Annotated in this window: 19 protein-coding genes; 15 read left to right on the top strand and 4 right to left on the bottom strand. The window is 45.6% G+C overall.

Annotation, left to right across the window (positions count from 1 at the left end; all coding sequences use genetic code 11):
- Positions 1-70: 70 nt before the first annotated feature.
- Both ACLWBD_RS02655 and ACLWBD_RS02660 read left to right on the top strand, forming a co-directional pair.
- A complete protein-coding gene (locus ACLWBD_RS02655) occupies positions 71-787 on the top strand; it encodes a 3D domain-containing protein (RefSeq protein WP_063206319.1) in 717 nt (238 codons plus the stop codon).
- A 90-nt stretch (positions 788-877) separates the two neighbouring features.
- Complete coding sequence (locus tag ACLWBD_RS02660) at positions 878-1,915, top strand: alpha/beta fold hydrolase (protein WP_413569438.1); 1,038 nt, start codon at positions 878-880, stop codon at positions 1,913-1,915.
- Here the strand turns inward: ACLWBD_RS02660 and ACLWBD_RS02665 are convergent.
- Positions 1,896-3,149 carry a hypothetical protein gene (locus ACLWBD_RS02665; protein WP_413569439.1) on the bottom strand — a complete coding sequence of 418 codons (1,254 nt, stop codon included), beginning with the start codon at positions 3,147-3,149 and terminating at the stop codon, positions 1,896-1,898. The two genes, ACLWBD_RS02660 and ACLWBD_RS02665, sit on opposite strands and share 20 nt — an antisense overlap.
- 137 nt (positions 3,150-3,286) lie before the next feature.
- Positions 3,287-4,261, bottom strand: a complete 975-nt coding sequence (locus ACLWBD_RS02670; protein WP_413569440.1) for a hypothetical protein — start codon at positions 4,259-4,261, stop codon at positions 3,287-3,289.
- A 265-nt stretch (positions 4,262-4,526) separates the two neighbouring features.
- Between ACLWBD_RS02670 and ACLWBD_RS02675 the strand changes: the two genes are divergently transcribed.
- From ACLWBD_RS02675 to ACLWBD_RS02695, 5 genes are all read left to right on the top strand, one after another.
- Positions 4,527-5,483: an N-acetylmuramoyl-L-alanine amidase-like domain-containing protein gene (locus ACLWBD_RS02675; RefSeq protein WP_413569441.1), complete on the top strand. Its 957-nt coding sequence runs from the start codon at positions 4,527-4,529 to the stop codon at positions 5,481-5,483.
- A gap of 480 nt (positions 5,484-5,963) precedes the next feature.
- Positions 5,964-6,788: a flagellin gene (locus tag ACLWBD_RS02680; RefSeq protein WP_063243680.1), complete on the top strand. Its 825-nt coding sequence runs from the start codon at positions 5,964-5,966 to the stop codon at positions 6,786-6,788.
- 273 nt (positions 6,789-7,061) lie between these two features.
- Positions 7,062-7,700 (top strand): transposase, encoded by a 639-nt coding sequence (locus ACLWBD_RS02685; protein ID WP_413569442.1) that lies wholly within the window; start codon positions 7,062-7,064, stop codon positions 7,698-7,700.
- A gap of 509 nt (positions 7,701-8,209) precedes the next feature.
- Positions 8,210-9,043, top strand: a complete 834-nt coding sequence (locus tag ACLWBD_RS02690) for a flagellin (protein WP_063206326.1) — start codon at positions 8,210-8,212, stop codon at positions 9,041-9,043.
- A gap of 286 nt (positions 9,044-9,329) precedes the next feature.
- Positions 9,330-9,632, top strand: a complete 303-nt coding sequence (locus ACLWBD_RS02695; RefSeq protein ID WP_063206327.1) for a hypothetical protein — start codon at positions 9,330-9,332, stop codon at positions 9,630-9,632.
- Between the two features lie 73 nt (positions 9,633-9,705).
- Here ACLWBD_RS02695 and ACLWBD_RS02700 read toward each other — a convergent pair whose 3' ends face one another.
- Positions 9,706-10,914, bottom strand: coding sequence for a PQQ-dependent sugar dehydrogenase (locus ACLWBD_RS02700; RefSeq protein ID WP_413569443.1), 1,209 nt, complete (start codon positions 10,912-10,914; stop codon positions 9,706-9,708).
- A 193-nt stretch (positions 10,915-11,107) separates the two neighbouring features.
- Entirely contained in the window at positions 11,108-11,443 is a 336-nt protein-coding gene (locus ACLWBD_RS02705; RefSeq protein ID WP_063206329.1) for a hypothetical protein, read from the bottom strand.
- A 173-nt stretch (positions 11,444-11,616) separates the two neighbouring features.
- Between ACLWBD_RS02705 and ACLWBD_RS02710 the strand changes: the two genes are divergently transcribed.
- The 8 genes from ACLWBD_RS02710 to ACLWBD_RS02745 all read left to right on the top strand — a co-directional run bounded on the left by ACLWBD_RS02710 (position 11,617) and on the right by ACLWBD_RS02745 (position 18,961).
- Entirely contained in the window at positions 11,617-12,723 is a 1,107-nt protein-coding gene (locus ACLWBD_RS02710) for a hypothetical protein (protein ID WP_063206330.1), read from the top strand.
- A gap of 59 nt (positions 12,724-12,782) precedes the next feature.
- Positions 12,783-13,157 (top strand): hypothetical protein, encoded by a 375-nt coding sequence (locus tag ACLWBD_RS02715; protein ID WP_063243686.1) that lies wholly within the window; start codon positions 12,783-12,785, stop codon positions 13,155-13,157.
- Between the two features lie 172 nt (positions 13,158-13,329).
- Positions 13,330-14,697 carry a flagellar filament capping protein FliD gene (gene fliD, locus ACLWBD_RS02720; protein ID WP_063206332.1) on the top strand — a complete coding sequence of 456 codons (1,368 nt, stop codon included), beginning with the start codon at positions 13,330-13,332 and terminating at the stop codon, positions 14,695-14,697.
- A gap of 40 nt (positions 14,698-14,737) precedes the next feature.
- Entirely contained in the window at positions 14,738-15,133 is a 396-nt protein-coding gene (gene fliS / locus ACLWBD_RS02725; RefSeq protein ID WP_063243687.1) for a flagellar export chaperone FliS, read from the top strand.
- A 19-nt stretch (positions 15,134-15,152) separates the two neighbouring features.
- Entirely contained in the window at positions 15,153-15,578 is a 426-nt protein-coding gene (locus ACLWBD_RS02730) for a hypothetical protein (protein ID WP_413569444.1), read from the top strand.
- A 145-nt stretch (positions 15,579-15,723) separates the two neighbouring features.
- Complete coding sequence (locus ACLWBD_RS02735) at positions 15,724-16,773, top strand: tetratricopeptide repeat protein (protein WP_063206335.1); 1,050 nt, start codon at positions 15,724-15,726, stop codon at positions 16,771-16,773.
- A gap of 2 nt (positions 16,774-16,775) precedes the next feature.
- Positions 16,776-17,384, top strand: coding sequence for a hypothetical protein (locus ACLWBD_RS02740; protein ID WP_063206336.1), 609 nt, complete (start codon positions 16,776-16,778; stop codon positions 17,382-17,384).
- On the top strand, positions 17,384-18,961 hold the full coding sequence (locus tag ACLWBD_RS02745; RefSeq protein ID WP_413569445.1) for a glycosyltransferase family 9 protein: 1,578 nt from the start codon (positions 17,384-17,386) through the stop codon (positions 18,959-18,961). Before ACLWBD_RS02740 ends, ACLWBD_RS02745 begins: the two co-directional genes overlap by 1 nt.
- Positions 18,962-19,015: the final 54 nt, after the last annotated feature.

Consider the following 19,015-nt stretch of genomic DNA (forward strand, 5'->3'; position numbering starts at 1 on the left):
TTTCAACGGGAGACTCGGCCATTTCGGTGAAGTTTTGGTATAAATAAGGCCACACGGAGGCCTTGTGGTTATGAAATCATCCCAGTCATTAGTCGCATTACTGCTGATGCTTCCGTTATTCCTCGTCTCTTGTGCAGTTTCAAAATCTTCAGATGGATTTGGACTCACTCCTTCGATCTACTACAAGCCCACCATCGTTCAGTCGAATAATAAATGCAGTCTTACGCATATGCGTGATTTGATCACTCCGCAAGGAGATACGCTGACGTCTATGTGTGAATCAGACTATAAGCAATGTTTAATGCAAGGCTCTTGTTTCGTACAAAAAGACGGAACGATGACTTCGTATAACTACCACTCAACGATCGAAGGTATCCCGCGTTTTGTTGAAGTGGATTTGACCACATGTCCATTCGGTTATGGCGCCTATGGTGATTGTTTGGATCCCTATTTCTCTGTTGCGGCCGACTTGAGTTATCACAAAGTGGGTGATGTTATTTTTATTCCGCGTTTAGTGGATGCGATTCTTCCCAATGGAGAAATTCATGATGGCTTCGTGATCGTGCGTGACTCGGGCGGTGCTATCACAGGGCGCGGCCGCTTCGACTTCTTCACGGGTTTTTATAATCACTTGGCTAAAGAAAACACGCTAGCGACATTAGGTTTTGGCGATACGAAAAATCGATTTGATTACCGCCTTGCCACTGATGAAGAAGCTCAGGCTGCGCGTGATAGAAGAAACTTTCCTGGCCTGAAACCCTCTGTGGTGGCCGAAGGCATTCGTTAGAGTATTAACTCTGGACATTCTTTTTGCTTTCAAAAAAAGGCAGTGCTAAGCAGGTCTTGGTGTCGTCATTTTTTTTCGAAGGAAATTAATATGAAAACCGGGCTGCTGGCGTTTGCTATTTTGTTCGTCTCTGCTGTTTCTTTTGCTGAAGTTCACTATCTTCCGTTGGGTCCTGGCAAAGTGCTGGCCTACGAGTATGTTGAAGTTTCTCCCAGTGCCCCGACGCTGATCCTTTTGCCGGGAGTGAACCGCGGCCTTTCTTCAAACGACACGTCTGTACGACTATTGATCCAACAGGGTTGGAATCTACTTCTTCCATCTTTACCGGCGCATCCGAAATCCATCCAGGGCTTAAAACTCTCTGAGAGTCCTTACTTCACTTATGATAGCTCTGTTCGCTCACCAGACTTTGCAAACGATGTTTCGGAGCTCGTGCACGCGCTAGGTATTTTAAGAGCTGTGCCGGTAACTTTATCGTATACGTCGTCAGTAGGTGCTTATCTCGATGCCAAAGAGTTTCCACATATTATTGAAACTGTTCCAATGGCCGTGCCAACGGAAAGCGATCCTGATGCTGCGAAAACAGCAGAACTTTGGGAATCTTGGTTCAAATTAAATCCCTTTATGGCGCCCTTTTGGATTCGTCAATTCCGCGATCAGGCTTACACTTCTCATTGGCATAAAACTGTCGACAAAAATTTATCGGCGGACAGTGATTTCTATGGTGAAAATCCTCGTGTGAGCGATATTAAAAAAGGCTATGTCACAATCGCTCGGGCCGCTGAAGACTTCGATTTTACGAAGTGGGATTTTCATTCAGAACAAAGGACTCGCGATTTTGTTTTTGCAGAAAATGAAAATCCGGAACGTTTGAAAAACCAGGTGGAAGTCTTAAAAAGATATTTGGCGACTGGTAAGCCGGTACGAGTGATCTTGGTACAGAACGTGGGGCATGTTCTTCCCACAGAAAATCCAGAAGTGTATGCGGCGACATTAGGGCTTTTACTGCGACAGTCCCGCAGAGCGCAAACGCAATTTGCGGTGGTCAGCACTGCGAAATCTGTAGAGTCCATCGAATGGAAAGATCGCAGTGCTTTGGATGCTTGGATTAAAGAGAACCAACGTTAAGCATAAAGGTCATGCCTTCTAAGGGCTTTTCCATATCTTTTAAGATCTCGCCCCAGGTCGGCGTCGCGTTCACGCGGAAAAGATGTTTAAAAAGAACCTTGTGAACCGGCGTCTCGTAACCAAAGTAGCTTGAAAGACCATTTGTCAGAATGTCAATTTTGCCCTTGGACTTTTGCTCTTCAAACATTGTTAAGTAATATGAGTAGCTCGAGCATCCATCAAAGAAAAAGATTTGATGTTTGCGCGGATTGAAGTCAAAACCACCGGCTTTTTCTTCCAAAGAGCCAATGTCTAAGTTGCCCCCCAAGCCAGAGTGACCGGCATAGATAATAACATCTGCGTTTTCAATTGCGTGTTTAAAAAATTTTGCGAATGTGACGTTTTTACTGGCGACTGCGGTTTCAGCAAGAAGGCGAGTGATGCGAACTTGGATTTCAGAGCCATCGGCCTTTCTTAAAGTTTTTGTGAACTGGTGAATGGGACGGTTTTGATAACGAGCTACGATTTTCTCGGTAAAACCAGCTTGGCGCAGCCATTGATTCATTTCTTCAAAAGCCGTGCGGCCTTCATCTTCAGGGTCTTTCGCGCTGTCTGCGTAACCATTGATTGTTGTGATTTCAAAAAGGTCACCGTTGCCGTTATCTCCTCGAAGTTTGTCTAAAGCAGCATCCGTTTCAGGTGAAGCATTTTTCAAAGCGGTGACTTTTATGTTCACGGTTTTTGCCATGGGCGCTTGTCGAAGGAACTCGCAGCCTTCGCGGAAAGGGTCATAGAAGTACCAGAAGTCGCCGAAGCTTGTGTAATGCTCGTCCGTGCATTTCTCTTCATAGAAATTATCAAGATCGCTGGGCAGAGTGATTTTCCACGATCCTGTTTCTAGAATTTTTTTGGCCATATTTTTATTCAAGAGCATCACACCGTCGACTTTGTAGGCTATGGTGCGAACGCCGGCAGACCTGCGATTCTTCAAGATCTCGTAAGCTAAAGGGAACTTCGGGGCGCCAATTCCGGGGGTGTCGGCATTGATACCGTAAAAGCCCACCATAGTAGGTGATTGCATGTATCCGAAAAGATGTTGGGCGTGGAGGTCGGAAAGTGTGACTGCATCCGAGGTGTCTGTCGTTGTAAACTCAGTGCTATAAGAAAATTTGACTTCGACGGAACTAGGAGAAAAAACCGCGGCCGACGCCGAAAGCGCCGACGCCAGAACCAAGAAAAACGCCAGGGACTTCATACTAAGGACCTCCTGTTATTTTTTGCCGGAAGCTCTTTTTATGGGAGGCCGTGAGGGCCGTCAATACGTCCTCACGAGGCCTTGTTATTCTTTCAGAGGGGCCGATGGGATCATGCCCTCTAAACGCATATACTCTTTTAGAAGCTTCCTGTGACGGAAGCAGAAACCCAATACGGCATGTCCAAGCGAATGTCGTCTTTGTTAATCGCATCTCTGTAAAAGGAAACGCCAGCCTCCAGAGCGGCCGTTGCTCCATAGTAAGGCGTGGGGGTAGAGAGTTTACCGACAACTTCTGCATCCCAGTTGATTTGCGGAGCATGATAGTACTGATGTCCATCGCCACGAGCGACGTGATTCCAGTTGTTGTTCTTTTCATAGCCTTCATCTCGCCCTTGAACGGCGTCGCGAGCTTTGTAGTTACCAACCACTCCTGCTTCAAAAAAGGACGTTATACGATATTTGCTTGAAAGCTGGGTGAGGAACTCGTTTCCTAAGGCCCAACCTTTGGCATTTCTTCCGCCGCGCACAGTGAGCTGACCTCGCGCCGAGTTCACCCATTTCGCAAGATTCAGGGAATAAGTCGAACCCAAGATGAGATCCGCAGTGCCCGAACCCAACTGCATGTTATAGGCCGCTGTTTGTGATGGATTCGAAGTGAATGTTTCGTCAATGCTTCCTGTCGGCAAAGTCACGCTGATGTCGGAAAGAACAAGATGTGCTTCTTTCGCGTATGTCGCAGTCATCGCCATCAAACGAACATCCCCGATCCCTTCGGTGTAATCGCGCGTTTTGAAATTGAGGCCGCCCGGAATCGGTTCATATTTTGTCTCGACCATATTTTTAATATGCGGAACAAAAGCAAGGAACGTCCATGTCGGACTGTAAAGCCACGTTGCTGTGATCATATTCACGTCGACGGTCGACGCATCAAAACCGTAAATGCGTGTGTTGGCATTGTTCGTACCTTGAAGATCGTATTTGTAATAGCTGTAAGTAAGAAAAACCGACGGAGGTTTTGGTGCGGGAGTGATGGAGGTACCTGTGGTTTCAGATTGTGCAAAACTAGAAGCGGAAAAAGACATCGTCAGAATGAATCCCAAAATTTTCTTCATGAAAGTTCTCCTTTGCTGGAGCATAAAACTCGTGAAGACGATTTTCAGTCAATGAAATTCACTCGAAAAAATCTAGAGCAATTGCTTTAATCTGCGAATGAAAACAGGTAGATCTAATGGGAATTTCTGGCACAACGAGACCCGTGTTTTTGTCCCTAAACTGTCGCCGTGTCAATTTGATACACACTCTTACGGGCCTATATCGCGCTTTAGGCTGACCTAGTTTTTGCTTGGAAGAATCCCGGTATAACCCAGGACGTTTATTATGAAATCAGTTGTGAAGCCTTTAATGATTATCTTATTTGCGGGAATTGCGTCGCCGCATGTGTTGGCGCAGGTTTCATCGTCGGCGGCTTCGGTCGTGATTGAACGTGCTGCTGAAAGCGAACTTCACAAGCTCTTTGCTAAAGCTCAAGAACACGCTGTTCTTTCGAAACCACTGCGTGATCGCGTTGATTTCTTTTCGGCTCAATTCTTAGGAAAACCTTACCTGGGTGGCGCGCTTGGAGAGGGAAGCACATCTTCTTTTGATAACGACCCGCTCTTTCGTTTTGATGCGTTTGATTGCACAACTTATGTTGAAACCGTCGTAGCACTTTCGTTAGTTTCTTCAGAAGAATCTTTTAAAAGTTTACTGACACAGATTCGCTACATGAATGGCAACGTCAGTCTTTTCACACGCAATCATTTCACGAGTGTCGATTGGAATCCAAATGCAGAACGACTTGGAGTTTTGCGGGACATCACCAGGGATGTAGGATCTTCCCAGACGTCGACGTTGGAAACTCTCATTGAAAAGAACACTTGGTTTGCGCGCCAAGCTCCCGACATGGTGAAGGCGAAGGACAACGAGGCAAAGAAGATCGAATACATTCGCGCAAGTACCCAGAGCATGGGTCAGGAAAAAGTTCGTCTTAATTTCATAGATAAAAAGACCTTGGTTTCTAATCGGGATTTGCTTCGTTATTTTCCCAAGGCAGGTGTGATCAATATCGTTCGTGTAAATTGGAAAGTGAAAGAGGCCATCGGAACGGCGTTGGATATTTCTCATCAGGGAGTTTTCTTTGAACGCGACGGTCAGATCATCTTCCGTCACGCAAGTTTTAAACGCGGGTCTCAGTTCGTCGTCGAAATTCCGCTTATTGATTATGTGAAAAACAACTTTGGGGATTCTACTTTTGCCGGAATTAATATCCTGGGATTAAACGATCTCCGTTTCTAAAAATATGTAACATAAGCGTTGAGAATTTCTTGCTTTCAATCCTTTGGTCGAGGCCTCCCTAGACCTTCGTCTTAAAATTTTTTGGTCCTTAATATCCAGTCTTTTCAATACTTAAGCGCGGTCCTGAGAAAATTCCTAGACCTAAGCCCTAAAGTTTCCTGGACCATGGTCCGAAGAGTTTCTCGTACACGTTGGTGCAAAGCTTCAGACGCTCGGACCCCTCCAAAACTCGAAAGAGTTCCTAAAGGCAACCTTCTCTGATGGCTCGGTTCCTCGAAGATCGGGACAGTCACCCTGATCCCGAGGGACCCTCCAACCTAATTTTTAAATTTATTTTTTAGTGAGTTAGTAAATTTTAAAAAACTGATCATCGTACGTTGGTGGGATTCAAGATTGTTCTGATGGCAAGTGGTGCTGCCTAGGTCCATGAATAGTTCCGTAAAATCAGCGCGCGAGATCTCAATCCCTTAGGAGGTTCTCATGGGCTTAAGAATCGCAACAAACACTGCATCAATCGCAGCACAACGTGTGCTATCCAAACAACAAAAACGAGCGGAACATTCAGCGCAAGCTCTTGCGTCGGGTTCTCGTATCGTAAACGCCGCCGACGACGCTGCCGGTTTGGCGATCTCAGAAAATTTCAAAGGACAGTTAAAAGGTATTGCGCAAGCGCGTAATAACGCGAACAACGCGATTTCATTCTCGCAAGTGGGTGAGGGTGGATTGAGCGAAGTTTCAAATATCCTGATTCGTCTCCGCGAGCTCGGAGTACAGGCGGCCTCTGATACTGTCAGTGATACGGAGCGCGGGTTCCTCAACAATGAGGCCCAGCAACTCATCCAAGAAGCAGACCGTATTGCTAAGACCACTACGTTCGGTAATACAAAACTCCTAGATGGTTCCGGTGGTAAATTGGAATTCCACGTCGGTGCCTACGGTGGAGAAGAAAATATCATCGCCTTCGACTTCGATGCCGACGCGACAACCAGTTCACTGGGAATCAGCGGTATCGATGTGGCGGATAAATCAGGAGCGCGTAGCACTCTGGAATCCGTCGACGAAGCCATCCAAAAAGTCGGTTCACTGCGCGCGAGTTTCGGTGCGATGCAATCGCGACTTGAATCTACGGTAAGTAACCTCGACGTTTCTTACGAAAACTTGTCATCAGCCAACTCTCGTATCCGCGACACTGACGTGGCGAAGGAAACAGCAGAAATGGCGTCAGCAAGTATCTTGCAAAACACAGCGGTATCGGTTTTGGCTCAAGCCAACCAGTTACCAAATGTGGCAATGAAACTAGTATAATAAAAAATCAAAAACCATATTCGTACACTACGATATCGAGTGGGGCCTTACTGGGATAGGGTCTCATTCGAGAATGAGGGGTCGCCCACATATACCTCTCGTGTCTTAAGCCCACCCTGGGAGCACCCGCTCCCAGGGATTTTTAAGGTGCCTGCTTCTTTTTTGGGTCTACACCGCATCAAAAGGCAGAATCTGAGCTTCGGACCGCAGCAATATCCCGATCGAACTTAGGTGAGTTACATCACCCTTTTTCCTTTGCATTAGTCCCACTTCATGGGACGACCGATATTCCACAATCACACAGAATTTCCTTATCACGTGACCGCGCGATGTATTAATCGAGATTGGTTTTCTTTAGACATGGATTTCATCTGGGAAGTTATGTCTAGAAATCTGTATTTCTTGAATGGCGCATTCAATCTGCGAATTCATTCTTTTGTTTTGATGAGCAATCACTTCCATATGATAGTTCGTACTCCGGATGCTAATCTTAGTGAGGCTATGAGATATTTCATGCGAGAAACAAGCCGGGAGATTTCTTTTAACAGCTTCCGTATCAACCAAACTTACGGATCACGTTTTCACCGTACTCTAATAGATAATCCGCTTTATTATCTTCACGCCTATAAATATGTTTATCGAAACCCTGTAGCTGCCGGACTCTGTAATAAGGTCGAAGAGTATCCTTACTCTTCTTTGCAAGGACTCTTGGGAAATAGATGGATGGACGTTCCTGTCTCCGAAGACGAGAACTGGGGTTTCTTTTCATCAAGAACTGAAACGTTGAAATGGCTGAACACGACACCAGACCCACAATGCATGGAGGAAGTGCGAGTTGCTTTGAGGAAGCCAACTTTTAAACTTTCTCCGCAGAACAAGCGACCTTCAATTTTAGAAAAGCATCCGCTATAAGCAGGCAACATCATCGTTACATTGTCGATACTTCGTATTGCAGGAACCTTCGCGCCAGTGTTCTTTTCTGTTGAAACGACGCACTTACGTCGAGTGAAAATAGCTATACGTTCGTGACTCGAATATTCAAGCTTCCCCTAAAAATTTCTGTTAACGCGGTGTAGACCCAAAAAAGAAGCAGGCACCTTTTGGTCGGGGGGCTTTTGGTCTTGGGCTGGACTTTGGTTTGGGATTTGGACGGATTTTGGGCTGGTTTTCAGGATGTTGGTCTAGGTTTATCTGGATGATGGTCTAGTTTTGCAGGACGCGACTAAAGGCTTCACAGACCTCGCCGAAAGGTATGTCAGAAGCAACGACGGAACTTAAGTCGAAGTACTCGAGAGACTCGGATGGAGTGACTGCCTGAAGAGAATCGTTAGCAGAGGAACCCGACAAAAGTGAAGTCACTAACGTGTACAACAGGCAAGCCTAAGTAGGTATAAGGCTGCCGCAATTAATGGGGGTCCCACATGGGAATGAGAATTTCTACTAACGTATCAGCGATCAACGCACAGAGAACTATGATTACTTCTCAGCGTTCAATCGGTAAATCCATGGAGCAATTGTCTTCTGGATCACGTATCAACAAAGCGGCAGATGACGCTGCGGGATTGGCGATCAGTGAAAACTTGAAATCGCAAATCAGATCATTGAGCCAAGCAGGCCGTAACGCCAACGATGGTATCTCAATGGTACAAACTGCAGAGGGTGGCTTGAGTGAAATTTCTAACATCTTGACTCGTATGAGAGAACTAGGTGTTCAGGCTTCATCTGATACTGTTGGTGACACTGAGCGTGGCTTCTTGGATAAAGAGGTTCAACAATTAAAAGCTGAAGCTCAACGTATTACTCAAACAACTAAATTCGGAACTACAAAACTTCTTGATGGTTCTGGTGATAAGTTCGACTTCCAAGTTGGTATCAACAACAACGAAGAAGCAGACAGAATCTCGTTCAATGCAGGTGAAACAGATTCAACAATTGCAGCACTTGGAATTGATTCTTTCGACTTCTCTTCCAAAGCGGGTGCGCAAGAGGCTCTTGAGCTAGTGGATAAAGCCCAATCTCAAGTGAACGGTTACCGCGCGAATCTCGGTGCCCTTCAAAACCGCTTGCAATCCACAGTTGATAACTTGGGTGTGCAACATGAGAACATCTCTGCTGCGAACTCTCGTATCCGTGACACTGACGTAGCTGCAGCATCTGCTGAGTCGACTCGTAACTCAGTACTATTGCAGGCAAATACTGCGGTGTTGGCGCAAGCGAATGCGATGCCAAACTCAGCATTGAGATTGATTGGTTAATTAATATAAGAAATAAAAAGTTTGATCTGGGAGGGCACCTCCGTTCCCTCCCGGTACCAACCTACCCAAGGAAGCTGTAACGCTTCCTTGGGGTACTAACAGGCCTTGCAAGAAGGCTTTTCGTATTTGTCATTACTGTGACTGCAAATGTCGTCGGTCAAAAAAATCTTGTGATAAGATTCAAATTACCAAAAAAATTCTAAGTGATCAGAACGTAATGGCGGTTTCCTTGACCGTTGAATCGTGTCGTAATTTTGTAAGTGCCTCACAGAAAACGGAGGTATTTATGAAAATTGTTCTAGCATCACTATTATTAATGGCTTCTTCATCTGCATTTGCTCTTGAAAGTCACTATGGCCAGGTTTCAAGATCAGGTCATGTGTGGCATTGCTCATTGAGCAACCAATCAGATGAAACTCTGAGTATGAAATACGTTGAGTTTGGATTTTCTCGTTTGGGGTCTAAGGGAGAGGATCTTGAAATCCGTAAGCAGATTGATGAGCAAGTTTATCCAGGTGAAACTGTGACTTCATCAGTAAGGGAGTCGCGGGCTCACGGTGCTTACTATTGCAGATTCTGGGCTCGCTAATTCCGAGTTCATTATTGCCAGTGAGGATTTTAAATAAAAGAGCTCTTCCATTTATGAAGAGCTCTTCCTCTCACTACTGCGGTTCTACTTTCCATATCTGGCCTTCATCGGTCGCAATATACAGATTGCTGTCAGGACCCATTACTAACGAACGCATGCGAGCCGAAGGTAATGTCGCGGTGGTTGTGGCTTCTCGCTCTCCAGAACTATTTAAGTAAAAGACGTCCATACGTTGAGCTGCCATCATGCCCACGGCAAGATTACCTTCCCACGCACGCCATTTAGATCCCGTGAGGAATGTGGCAGGTCCCATACCTTGAGAATCCGCGTAGACAACTGTAGGACGCATGGCATTCGGAAACTTTTCTAAGTCCGTCATGGGTGTCGGAATGCCGCTGGGTTTGTTCGAGATGTAACCACAATAGTTATCTGCACAGGTGACCCCGGGTTCTGGTTTTGGATCCCAGCCACCATTGCCCCCGGCAACAAGACGAGTGACTTCATCGCTGTGATTTGGGCCGTGTTCGGAGATATAGGGCTGACCTGTTACGGGATGAAAAGTGATGCCCTGAACGTTGCGATGACCAAAGGTGAAGATACGCGGATCACCACCGGAAGGAAAATTGTTGTTCGGAGCTCCATTGCCGCTGGTATCGATACGTAAAACTTTCCCACCCAGCTTTGTGACATCTTGAGGGAGTGGACCATTGTGATTATCGCCCGTAGTGACGTATAGGTATCCATTGCTGTCAAAACGAATGCGGCCGCCACTGTGAGATCCTGCCCCACCCCAATTGTTCGCGGCATTTTTATAAGAGATGTCTGTGACGATATCGGTACGACTTAATGCCGTGGATAAATCTTGCGATAACGTCAGCTTCACGACGCGATTGGTGCGAGGGCTTGAAAGATTCGAAGCCATGTAAACGTAAATCAAACGATTCACCGCAAAGTTTGGATCTAAAGCGACACCATGAACACCCGATTGACCTTCGCAGAAAAGATCATTCGCAACAAGAGTTGAGCCAGATGTGCCGAAAAGGCGAACAACACTGCCGTCAGTTTTACGCATGGAAAGGCCACGGCATTTTTCGGTGTAAAACATTGTGCCGTCAGGAAGAAACGCAAGGTCCCAGGGATTCTGCAACCCGGTCATAAAATTTGTTTTTACTAACGTGGGCTCGCGGGAAGATCCTAAAGACTCTTCTGCGCCATTTGAGCTGCCATTTGCACACGCTGCCTGCAGGACCACATAAGCCAAGAGTAGCTTTTTCAGAGACATCCATCACCTCCATGAATTCTGATAACGAGGCAAGGGTACACAAGGCGTAGACTGGGATCAAAGAATTGAAATATGTATGTTGATAGTTGTGAGAGTCACACGGCTGATTTAAAGGGGTGGGGCAGCGGAAATGAAATAAAAAAAGGGAACTGGTGTCTGCCAATTCCCTATCGAAAGTCTTAATTCTAAGATCCTATTTCTTTTGGCAAGTGACTTCAATAATATCGCCATCCAAAGCCAATCCGCCACGCCCATTAGCTTCGTAAATTAAAGCAACACCACGACGAGAAGCTCCGCCATCTAGATCATTGTCCTTGATTGCGATCACGCTGCCGTTGTTGTTATGAGTGACAAGGAAACGCTCTTTAGACTCGCTCAAGTGGTGGATTGTCAAAGTCTCTTCGCCACCATCGCGATCCACTGTGACAAAATCAAAGCGGTTGGTTTGCGTAATGCACTCCACACCCGCAGATGCAGCCTGAACAGATAAACCGATTGATAAAGACAGTAGCGTAGCCATGATTTTCATAATTTCTCTCCTTTTTTAAACGTAAAGATCCGACTTGAAGAGTGCGAAAGCCGTGCCCCAGTTTTAACGCTTTCAGCAGGGATTGAACACCTGGCGTCTGCCTGCGAATAGGACAGGTGACGGTGAGGGGCGCTGGACTATAGAAATGGAAGTCTCAATATGAGACAAGAGGCATGAACGTTGAATCGGCTGTGATAAAGAGATCCAAGGCGAACTCCGATAAGTTCTTCATTATGAACGTCATGGGACTTCTTCTATCTTTAATGATTTTTTCTGCGGCTCACGCAGAGGAAAGTTGTTCGACTATTGATTACCGCCAGGAGCTTGGCCCGAACCGAGATCAAGGCGAACTGAGCTGGTGTTTTGCTTACACTTCGGCGGACCTTATTTCTCAACGAGTGAAAACCCGTGTTTCGGCGACCGACATCGCTTCAACTTTCATCTTGGCTGACCCTTATAAGCTGGAAGAGTCTACTCAGCCTGAGGTGAAAAACTATCTGCAGGAAAATCCAGAAATTTACACACGTCTTCAAGGAATTCGCCTAGCATCCGCGGGCAAATACGATCCGGAGCATATCTTACGCAAAGAAGGTTTGATGGATACTGGAGGCCAGGAAGATGCTGCTATTATTTTGGCAAACACCAAAGGCATGTGCACAGAGAAGAACTTTCCCTCTACAGAATCCAATCAGACAAAGTTTTTTGGCCAGATCACAAAACTGTATAAGAAGCGAAACGAAGCGCATATAAAACAGAACAACTGCGGTCTATTTCAGTCCCAGGCCGATTTCACTTCCGCCGTCGTTGATCCCTTTTCCGTTGCCATCACCAGCGTGTATGAAGATGAACGCGATCGCCGTTGTCAGCGCAAGCCGTGGCCTGTTCCTCTCGTTCCAGTCATGACGAAGTTCGGTGATAGCCTTGAAGAATACGAAGCGCGTATCAAAAAAGGCGAGATCAACAAAGAAGAGGGATCTAAAAAGCTTTTTGCAACCATTGATCATGCGTTAGAAAATGGCCGTATTGCTGGCATTGGATATAACGCGTACTCATTGATGGCTCCCGAAGAAGGGGAAGACAACAAGCATGCGGATCATTCAAGCGTGATCGCCGCGCGCAAGAAGATCGGCGGAAAATGCCAATACTTGATTCGAAATACCTGGGGCAGCGATTGCTCTATTTACTACGCAAAATTTCACAAACGCTGTGAAAAAGGCAACGTGTGGGTCACCAAAGAAGAACTGAAAGAATCGTTGTATAGCGTCGTCTATATGAAATAGGCCTCGACGAAGGTGACGAAATTTAAGTTCGCTCTTCGAAAATCCGATAAGAACCTCGTATGAATATCAAAGGAATGATTTCAAATATTCTGCCCAACACTGAGGTTCGCTCTGTCGACCGCACGGGGCAGGCTATTAAGTCAGATCAGACCAATGATCGCGACGCCAACGGACAAGAGATGTACGGTGGCAATCAAGAACAGCGCGAGCCCATGACAGATGAGCAGCTTGAAAAAGCGATGGAGCATCTGCGCAACCTACCCGCAATGAAAGAACATAAGTGGACTGTCGAGCTTGATGCTGATGAAAAAGGTCGCTTCGTCCTTGTGAAAGACAATCTGGGAACGGTCATCCGTCGCATTCCCGAACTAGAATTGTGGACTCTTCCCTCTGACAACTCTCATCGAGGGCAGTTGTTGAAGCGTTCTGCTTAATTATTTTTGTATTCACAGCAATTGCTTCCTAGATCGACGTCCAGAGAAATCCGCTTCCGTCAAAATCTCTGCCGTCTAAAATCCATTAGAGCCCGGAAACGCTCTCCACTGGCCCTTTCGAGAGACATTTAATTGACTCACGGTTCTTGCCTCACTTTGACACAATGAATTCATGGCAGGAATACGTTTTTCAGGGATGGCCTCTGGCTTACCACCAAATATCGTTGAGCAGCTGATGGAAGCTGAGCGTATTCCTGTGAAACAAATGGAAGTGCAGAAGACCAAGCAGGAAGACAAATTAAAACTTGTCACTGAGTTGGAAACAAAAGTCAGCGATATCACCAAAAATCTGGGTGAACTGACTTCGACAAGCGGATTTATCGACAAGAAATTTGTCAGCGGTGATCCGAATGTGATTGAGGGACAGGTAGATCCCAATTCGGCAATTCCAGGGGACTATTCGATTGAAGTTGTGCAGTTGGCGCAAAAGCCCGCGGCGATTTCAAACGGTTTTCCCGATAAGAATGAAACGCAAATCGGTGTGGGCTACATCAAGTTCGATACACCCGAAGGCGTGAAAGAAGTTTATATTAACGGCAAAAATTCGACGTTAGAAGGCGTGATGAAACAAATCAACGCCGCCAACGTGGGATTGAAAGCACAAGTTTTGGAAGACCGAAAGGATGCGGATAATCCTTTTAAACTTTTGATCTCTGGTCTTTCCACAGGAAAAGACAGCCAGGTGACTTTCCCGAAGATTTATCTTTTGGATGGGGACCAGGATATGTACTTCGATCAATCCCGCCCGGCGCAAAACGCGAAGGTGAAGGTAGACGGATTTGAAATCGAGCTTCCTGATAATAAATCCACGGATTTGATTCCGGGAGTGACGTTGGACTTTAAATCTGCGGCTCCGGGACGTGAAATCCGTATGAGCGTGAAAGAAAATTTGGAAGTGATCAGCGGAAAAATCAAAAGTTTCGTTGATTCTTACAATGCGGCCTTGGACTTCATCCAAAAGCAAAACAAATTGCAGGCGGGTGACGGGAAGAATCCAAAGCTGGGCCCTTTGGGCGGTGATGGAATGCTTCGTTCCATCGAAAACTCACTTCGTCGCGTGATTTTAAATCCGACGATGGGGGTTGATACTCCGATCCGCCGTGTGGGTGAATTGGGAATTGAGTTTAACAGAAATGGTACTTTGAACTTCAACCAGGACAAATTCAACAAGGTGTTGAATGCGAACCCGGCGGGAGTGGCCGCCTTCTTCCGAGGCGACGGTTTCAATACGGGCTTCGTGTCAGGATTGAAAAGAGAAATCGGAAACCTGCTAAACGGTCAGTTCGGTACGATTGCCAATCGCAAGAAGGGCCTGACAGATCGTATTAATCAGGTCAACGGACGTATCGAAACCAAAGAGCGTCAGTTGGAAAGAAAAGAAGAAAGTCTGCGACGTAAATTCGCGGATCTGGAATCGAAAATGTCGGACATGCAGGCGCAACAGGCACGTTTCGCGGCAATGGCTCCGAAAGCAGGGTAGTTAAGTTAAGAACTTTTTAGAGTTTTAGGTGTGAGGGACTATGAACAAGAATGCGTATCAGAAATATAAAACGACGTCGGTACAAAGTGCCAGTCGCGAAAAAATTCTTTTGATGCTCTATGAAGGAGCCATCAAATTCACCAAGCTTGCAATCAAAGCTGCCGAAGAAAAGAAGATTGCAGACCGTGGAATGAATATCGGCCGTGCTTTCGATATCATCATGGAATTAAACAACACGCTGGACCACAAGGTCGGCGGTGATGTCGCTATTCAGCTGGAACAGCTTTATATGTTCATGATGGAACAATACACCAAAGCCAACATCTCGGGCGATCCAGAACCTTTAAGAGCGAATCTAAAGCTTCTGAACACGCTTTATGATGGTTGGGTGCAAGCAGTTGAAAAATTGAAAAAAGAAACAGATAAAGCAGGCTAAAAATTCCCACGGAGGGGACATGACTAGGATTATCACGTTGTTGAACGAAAAGAATCACTACCTCGAGAAGTTCTATTCACTGAACGAAGTAGAGTTGGCGAATTTTGCTCAAGGGCAATTCGATAACTTGGAACACTTCTATCAGACTCGTGAAAGAATTCTTGAAGTTCTAAAGTACGTTGATGCACAAATTGAAAAAGTGCACGACGAAGAAGCTCAACAAAACGCAATCACTGAGGGCGAACGCCGTGAAGTGAAAGAGGCGTTGGCAATCAAGGATGAATACGTTGCCCGCATTATCGAACAAGATATCCAAGTCTTGGCCTGCATCGAGATGGCGAAAAACTCTATCATCAAGGAATTGCAAGAAGTTCGACGTTCACGCAAAGCGGTGGGTAGCTATAAAAGCAAGACCTTCAATAATCGCTTGAACGAAGAGGTCTAGGAAAATATTTCCTGACAAAATCATGACGGCGAGTTCAGGCAAAGAGTCAAATCTCCCCACTGAACTTGCCTCAGATCAAATTAAAATGAAATGAAGCTTTGGCATCTGTGTTGCTCCTACCAGTCTTTCGAGGAGACCTATTCAGATGTTGGAAAATCAGATCGTTCAAAAGTCCAGTGAAGTTTCTGGAAGCATTTCAAATACCGAATCACAAATTGAAGAGTCCGGTAAAATCTATTTTGATCCGCAACAAGCTATCGCGGAATTTGAAGCCGAATCACAAACAGAAAAAGAAACTTCTGTTCAAGATCCTCGTGTTGCTAAGTTTATTCAAAATGCAAAATTGTTGATGAAGCACAAAGAGTACGCTTTGGCGATGAATCTTCTTCGTCAAGCCAGCAATGTGGACTCTAAAAATCCTGCCACTTTGCAGTTGCTTGCTTCATGCCTAGAGACAACGTCTCGCCTGGATGAGGCTTTGATCGCGCGCAAGACATTGGCGAAAGTGGATTATAGTTTTGAGAACATGTGCCGTTATGCCACGACTCTCTATAAACTAGGTCGCGATCAGGAAGCTCTTGATAAATACTTTGAGGCTTTGGCGATCCTGACTGAAGAAAACGATCATCTTTTTGAAGTCTATAAGAATATGGGAAACATCTTTGTTCGTCAGGGCGATTTTGATGGTGCGGAAGAGTACTATAATAAAGCCTACACAATGAATGCTCAAAGTGACGTACTGCTTGTGAACTTCGGTACTTTGGAAGTTCAAAGAAACGATTTTGAAAAATCCTTATATTGCTTCCGTAAAGCTGTTGAAATCAACCCTGAAAATGACAAAGCGTGGGTGGGCCTTGCGATGGTTCACAACCAATTTGGTGATAGCGACCTTGCTTGGGCCAATATTGAATCTGCTTTGGATATCAATCCGCAAAACCGTACTGCCGTGCACTTAGCGGCGAACTGGGGCTTGCGTGACGGTAAAATCCAAAAAGCTATCGATGCTCTTCAGTCTTATCTTTCTTCTGTGGAAGAAGATGAAGACATGTCTTTAGTTCTTATCAATCTTTTCTGCTCAGCGGGGCAGGTCGACAAGGCTCTGATTGAAATGGAAAGAGTCCTTTTGTGGAACCCGGATCATAAAGAAGTTCGCGCTTTAAAAAAGAAAATTCTTCAATCGCAAAAGGTGGCTTAATCATGTCGATCACATTTTCTGAAAATCACGAGTCCTCTTTAGTGGCGTTTGAATCTGGTGAGTCTTTGGCTTCGTTGCGTGATCCTCGCGGTGAAGGTCTTAAGTGGGTTTATTCTTTGGGTGCGATTCCAACATCTCATGTCGTCGTCGTGGGTTTGGGCTCCGGATTTCATATCGCGGCATTGGCCGACGTCGATCCCAGTTTAAAAATCAGCGTTGTGGAGTCTCGCGAATCTTTGATTCCCGTATTCCGCTCGCAGTTTCCTGAACTGCAAGACCGCGTTGAGATCGTTATCATTCAAGACGTTCAAGACATCTATAAAGGAGAATTCTTCCAGGAAATCCTGAACAATCGTTCTTACGTTCTTTCTTTTAAAGAATGTTGGGGTCAGAACGTTCAGTTCTTTTCTGAGGTGTTCGCGGGTCTTACGGGACGTTCCGTAGAGTCCGTAAAATATCATTTTGAAGAGTTCAGCATCAATATGAAGGCGCTTTATCTAGAGCAGAACAAGCTCTTGTCCATCAAGGATGTGATTCCAGTGGTGGAAGCCTCTGTGATGCCAGAGAACAAAAAACAGATTTTCCGTATTCTCGGTGAATTGGTGAAATAATGAAGATATTAGTTCTGTCGCTCTTAAGATTGGGCGACATTATTCAACAAGCTCCATTGCTTAAAGGTCTGCGTGAGAAAAATCCTCACGCCGAAATTCATTTGCTCTTAAATCGTCAGTTCGCCAATGTCGAAAAGATTTTGGATGGGGTGGTCGATCATTATATCTATTTCGAGCGTGAAACTTTGCAAAAGGGCTTAAGTGACGCTTCGGCGAACATTTTATGGTCGTATCAGCAGGTGGAAAAACTTGTGGAAAGCCTTAATGGGCAAGGGTTTGATCAAGCGATCAACTTGACTCATAACAAACTAAGCGCTTATTTGCTGGGGACTCTTGAGATCGCTGATAAGCGTGGTCTTTACCAGGCGGAGGGACGCTTTCAAGGTTTGTCGAACCGTTGGCTTAGATACTTTAACGATCGCTTTTCTGGAACTCAAAAATCTTTGTTCCATTACGTCGAGCTTCTGGGGAAAGCTTTTGATATCCCAGTGCAGACGGAAATTGCAACGACGCCACGTAAAAAAAGCAAACTCGTGCTGCTTCAGTGTCTTACAAGCGACTCCAAGAAAAACTGGGGACTTGAACGATTCGCTCAATTGAAGCGCACAATAGAAATTTCTTTGGTGGATTACGAAGTCATGGTTCTGGGGGCCTCTTTTGAAAGAGAAACCTTGTTGGAGTTCTTCTCTGAAAAAGATCTTCTAATCTGTGATCTGCCCGAAGCGCGCAAGCACTTGCAAAGTGCGGCTTTGTTGGTCACCGGAGATACAAGTATTAAACACATGGCGGCTCAGATCGGCACCCCGATTGTGGAAATCGCTATTGGAAGCAGTGATCCTTCAAAGACGGCAGCTTATTCTTCTCAAGCCTTGGTTATTCAAACTCAAGCTGGCTGTGCGCCTTGCGTGCACTCGCAAGCTTGTCCTCAGCCAACTCATCTTTGCGCTGAGGATGTATCCGTTGAACAGGTTTTCGGTGCGGTATGGGATCAGTTGAGCGGCGAAAAGATGGCGCAAAGAAGTTTACAGCTTTCTTTAGAAAAAGCCGTGTGGACTTTGTATTTAGATAAGGCCAATTCCCAAGTTGAGCCCTTTTACGCTTTGGCAGCGGCTGAGTTTTTAAACTCTCATCCGACGGGAGAACTGCAGAATGTTTTGTCTGCTTGGAATGAAAAGTCGGAACAATACCGTCAGTGGTTGAAGAAAGCCTTTGAAGTATTGCCAACGCGAGAAGAACTGGCAGCTAAAAGAAGTTTCCAAACTTCCGATATTTCGGACTTAATTCTTTGCGCTCAGGATATTCTGAAGTCGAAAAAAGATGAGGTCGGTTATTTCCAGGTTTTTGTGGAAGCTTTGTTATCTCGCTTTAATCAACCTGTGCAAATCTATGATCGTGTGTCAGCAGCTTTGCAAGAAGTTGAAGAACTATTAACTATTCGTGAATCATTCACTCGTCATTTGCAAACAATCTCCATGGAAGGGGCCTACTATGCAAAAGGAATTGGACAACTATCTATCAGTGGCTTTGAAGAGACTCGAAAAAGCCTACAGCCAAATCCTCAAAACGCAGAGTTATAATCAGGATGCGGAAAGAGTTCAGTTGCTAAAAGAACTTATCAAGGAACAAGTGAA

Origin of the sequence: Bdellovibrio sp. HCB117, from assembly GCF_047305915.1 — a bacterium.
Lineage (GTDB): Bacteria > Bdellovibrionota > Bdellovibrionia > Bdellovibrionales > Bdellovibrionaceae > Bdellovibrio > Bdellovibrio bacteriovorus_B.

Bases quoted from the DNA above. Each gene is read 5' to 3' on its own strand.
- ACLWBD_RS02655 (WP_063206319.1), top strand. From the start codon at position 71: ATGAAATCATCCCAGTCATTAGTCGCATTACTGCTGATGCTTCCGTTA.
- ACLWBD_RS02660 (WP_413569438.1), top strand. From the start codon at position 878: ATGAAAACCGGGCTGCTGGCGTTTGCTATTTTGTTCGTCTCTGCTGTT.
- ACLWBD_RS02665 (WP_413569439.1), bottom strand. From the start codon at position 3,149: ATGAAGTCCCTGGCGTTTTTCTTGGTTCTGGCGTCGGCGCTTTCGGCG.
- ACLWBD_RS02670 (WP_413569440.1), bottom strand. From the start codon at position 4,261: ATGAAGAAAATTTTGGGATTCATTCTGACGATGTCTTTTTCCGCTTCT.
- ACLWBD_RS02675 (WP_413569441.1), top strand. From the start codon at position 4,527: ATGAAATCAGTTGTGAAGCCTTTAATGATTATCTTATTTGCGGGAATT.
- ACLWBD_RS02680 (WP_063243680.1), top strand. From the start codon at position 5,964: ATGGGCTTAAGAATCGCAACAAACACTGCATCAATCGCAGCACAACGT.
- ACLWBD_RS02685 (WP_413569442.1), top strand. From the start codon at position 7,062: ATGGGACGACCGATATTCCACAATCACACAGAATTTCCTTATCACGTG.
- ACLWBD_RS02690 (WP_063206326.1), top strand. From the start codon at position 8,210: ATGGGAATGAGAATTTCTACTAACGTATCAGCGATCAACGCACAGAGA.
- ACLWBD_RS02695 (WP_063206327.1), top strand. From the start codon at position 9,330: ATGAAAATTGTTCTAGCATCACTATTATTAATGGCTTCTTCATCTGCA.
- ACLWBD_RS02700 (WP_413569443.1), bottom strand. From the start codon at position 10,914: ATGTCTCTGAAAAAGCTACTCTTGGCTTATGTGGTCCTGCAGGCAGCG.
- ACLWBD_RS02705 (WP_063206329.1), bottom strand. From the start codon at position 11,443: ATGAAAATCATGGCTACGCTACTGTCTTTATCAATCGGTTTATCTGTT.
- ACLWBD_RS02710 (WP_063206330.1), top strand. From the start codon at position 11,617: ATGAACGTTGAATCGGCTGTGATAAAGAGATCCAAGGCGAACTCCGAT.
- ACLWBD_RS02715 (WP_063243686.1), top strand. From the start codon at position 12,783: ATGAATATCAAAGGAATGATTTCAAATATTCTGCCCAACACTGAGGTT.
- fliD (WP_063206332.1), top strand. From the start codon at position 13,330: ATGGCAGGAATACGTTTTTCAGGGATGGCCTCTGGCTTACCACCAAAT.
- fliS (WP_063243687.1), top strand. From the start codon at position 14,738: ATGAACAAGAATGCGTATCAGAAATATAAAACGACGTCGGTACAAAGT.
- ACLWBD_RS02730 (WP_413569444.1), top strand. From the start codon at position 15,153: ATGACTAGGATTATCACGTTGTTGAACGAAAAGAATCACTACCTCGAG.
- ACLWBD_RS02735 (WP_063206335.1), top strand. From the start codon at position 15,724: ATGTTGGAAAATCAGATCGTTCAAAAGTCCAGTGAAGTTTCTGGAAGC.
- ACLWBD_RS02740 (WP_063206336.1), top strand. From the start codon at position 16,776: ATGTCGATCACATTTTCTGAAAATCACGAGTCCTCTTTAGTGGCGTTT.
- ACLWBD_RS02745 (WP_413569445.1), top strand. From the start codon at position 17,384: ATGAAGATATTAGTTCTGTCGCTCTTAAGATTGGGCGACATTATTCAA.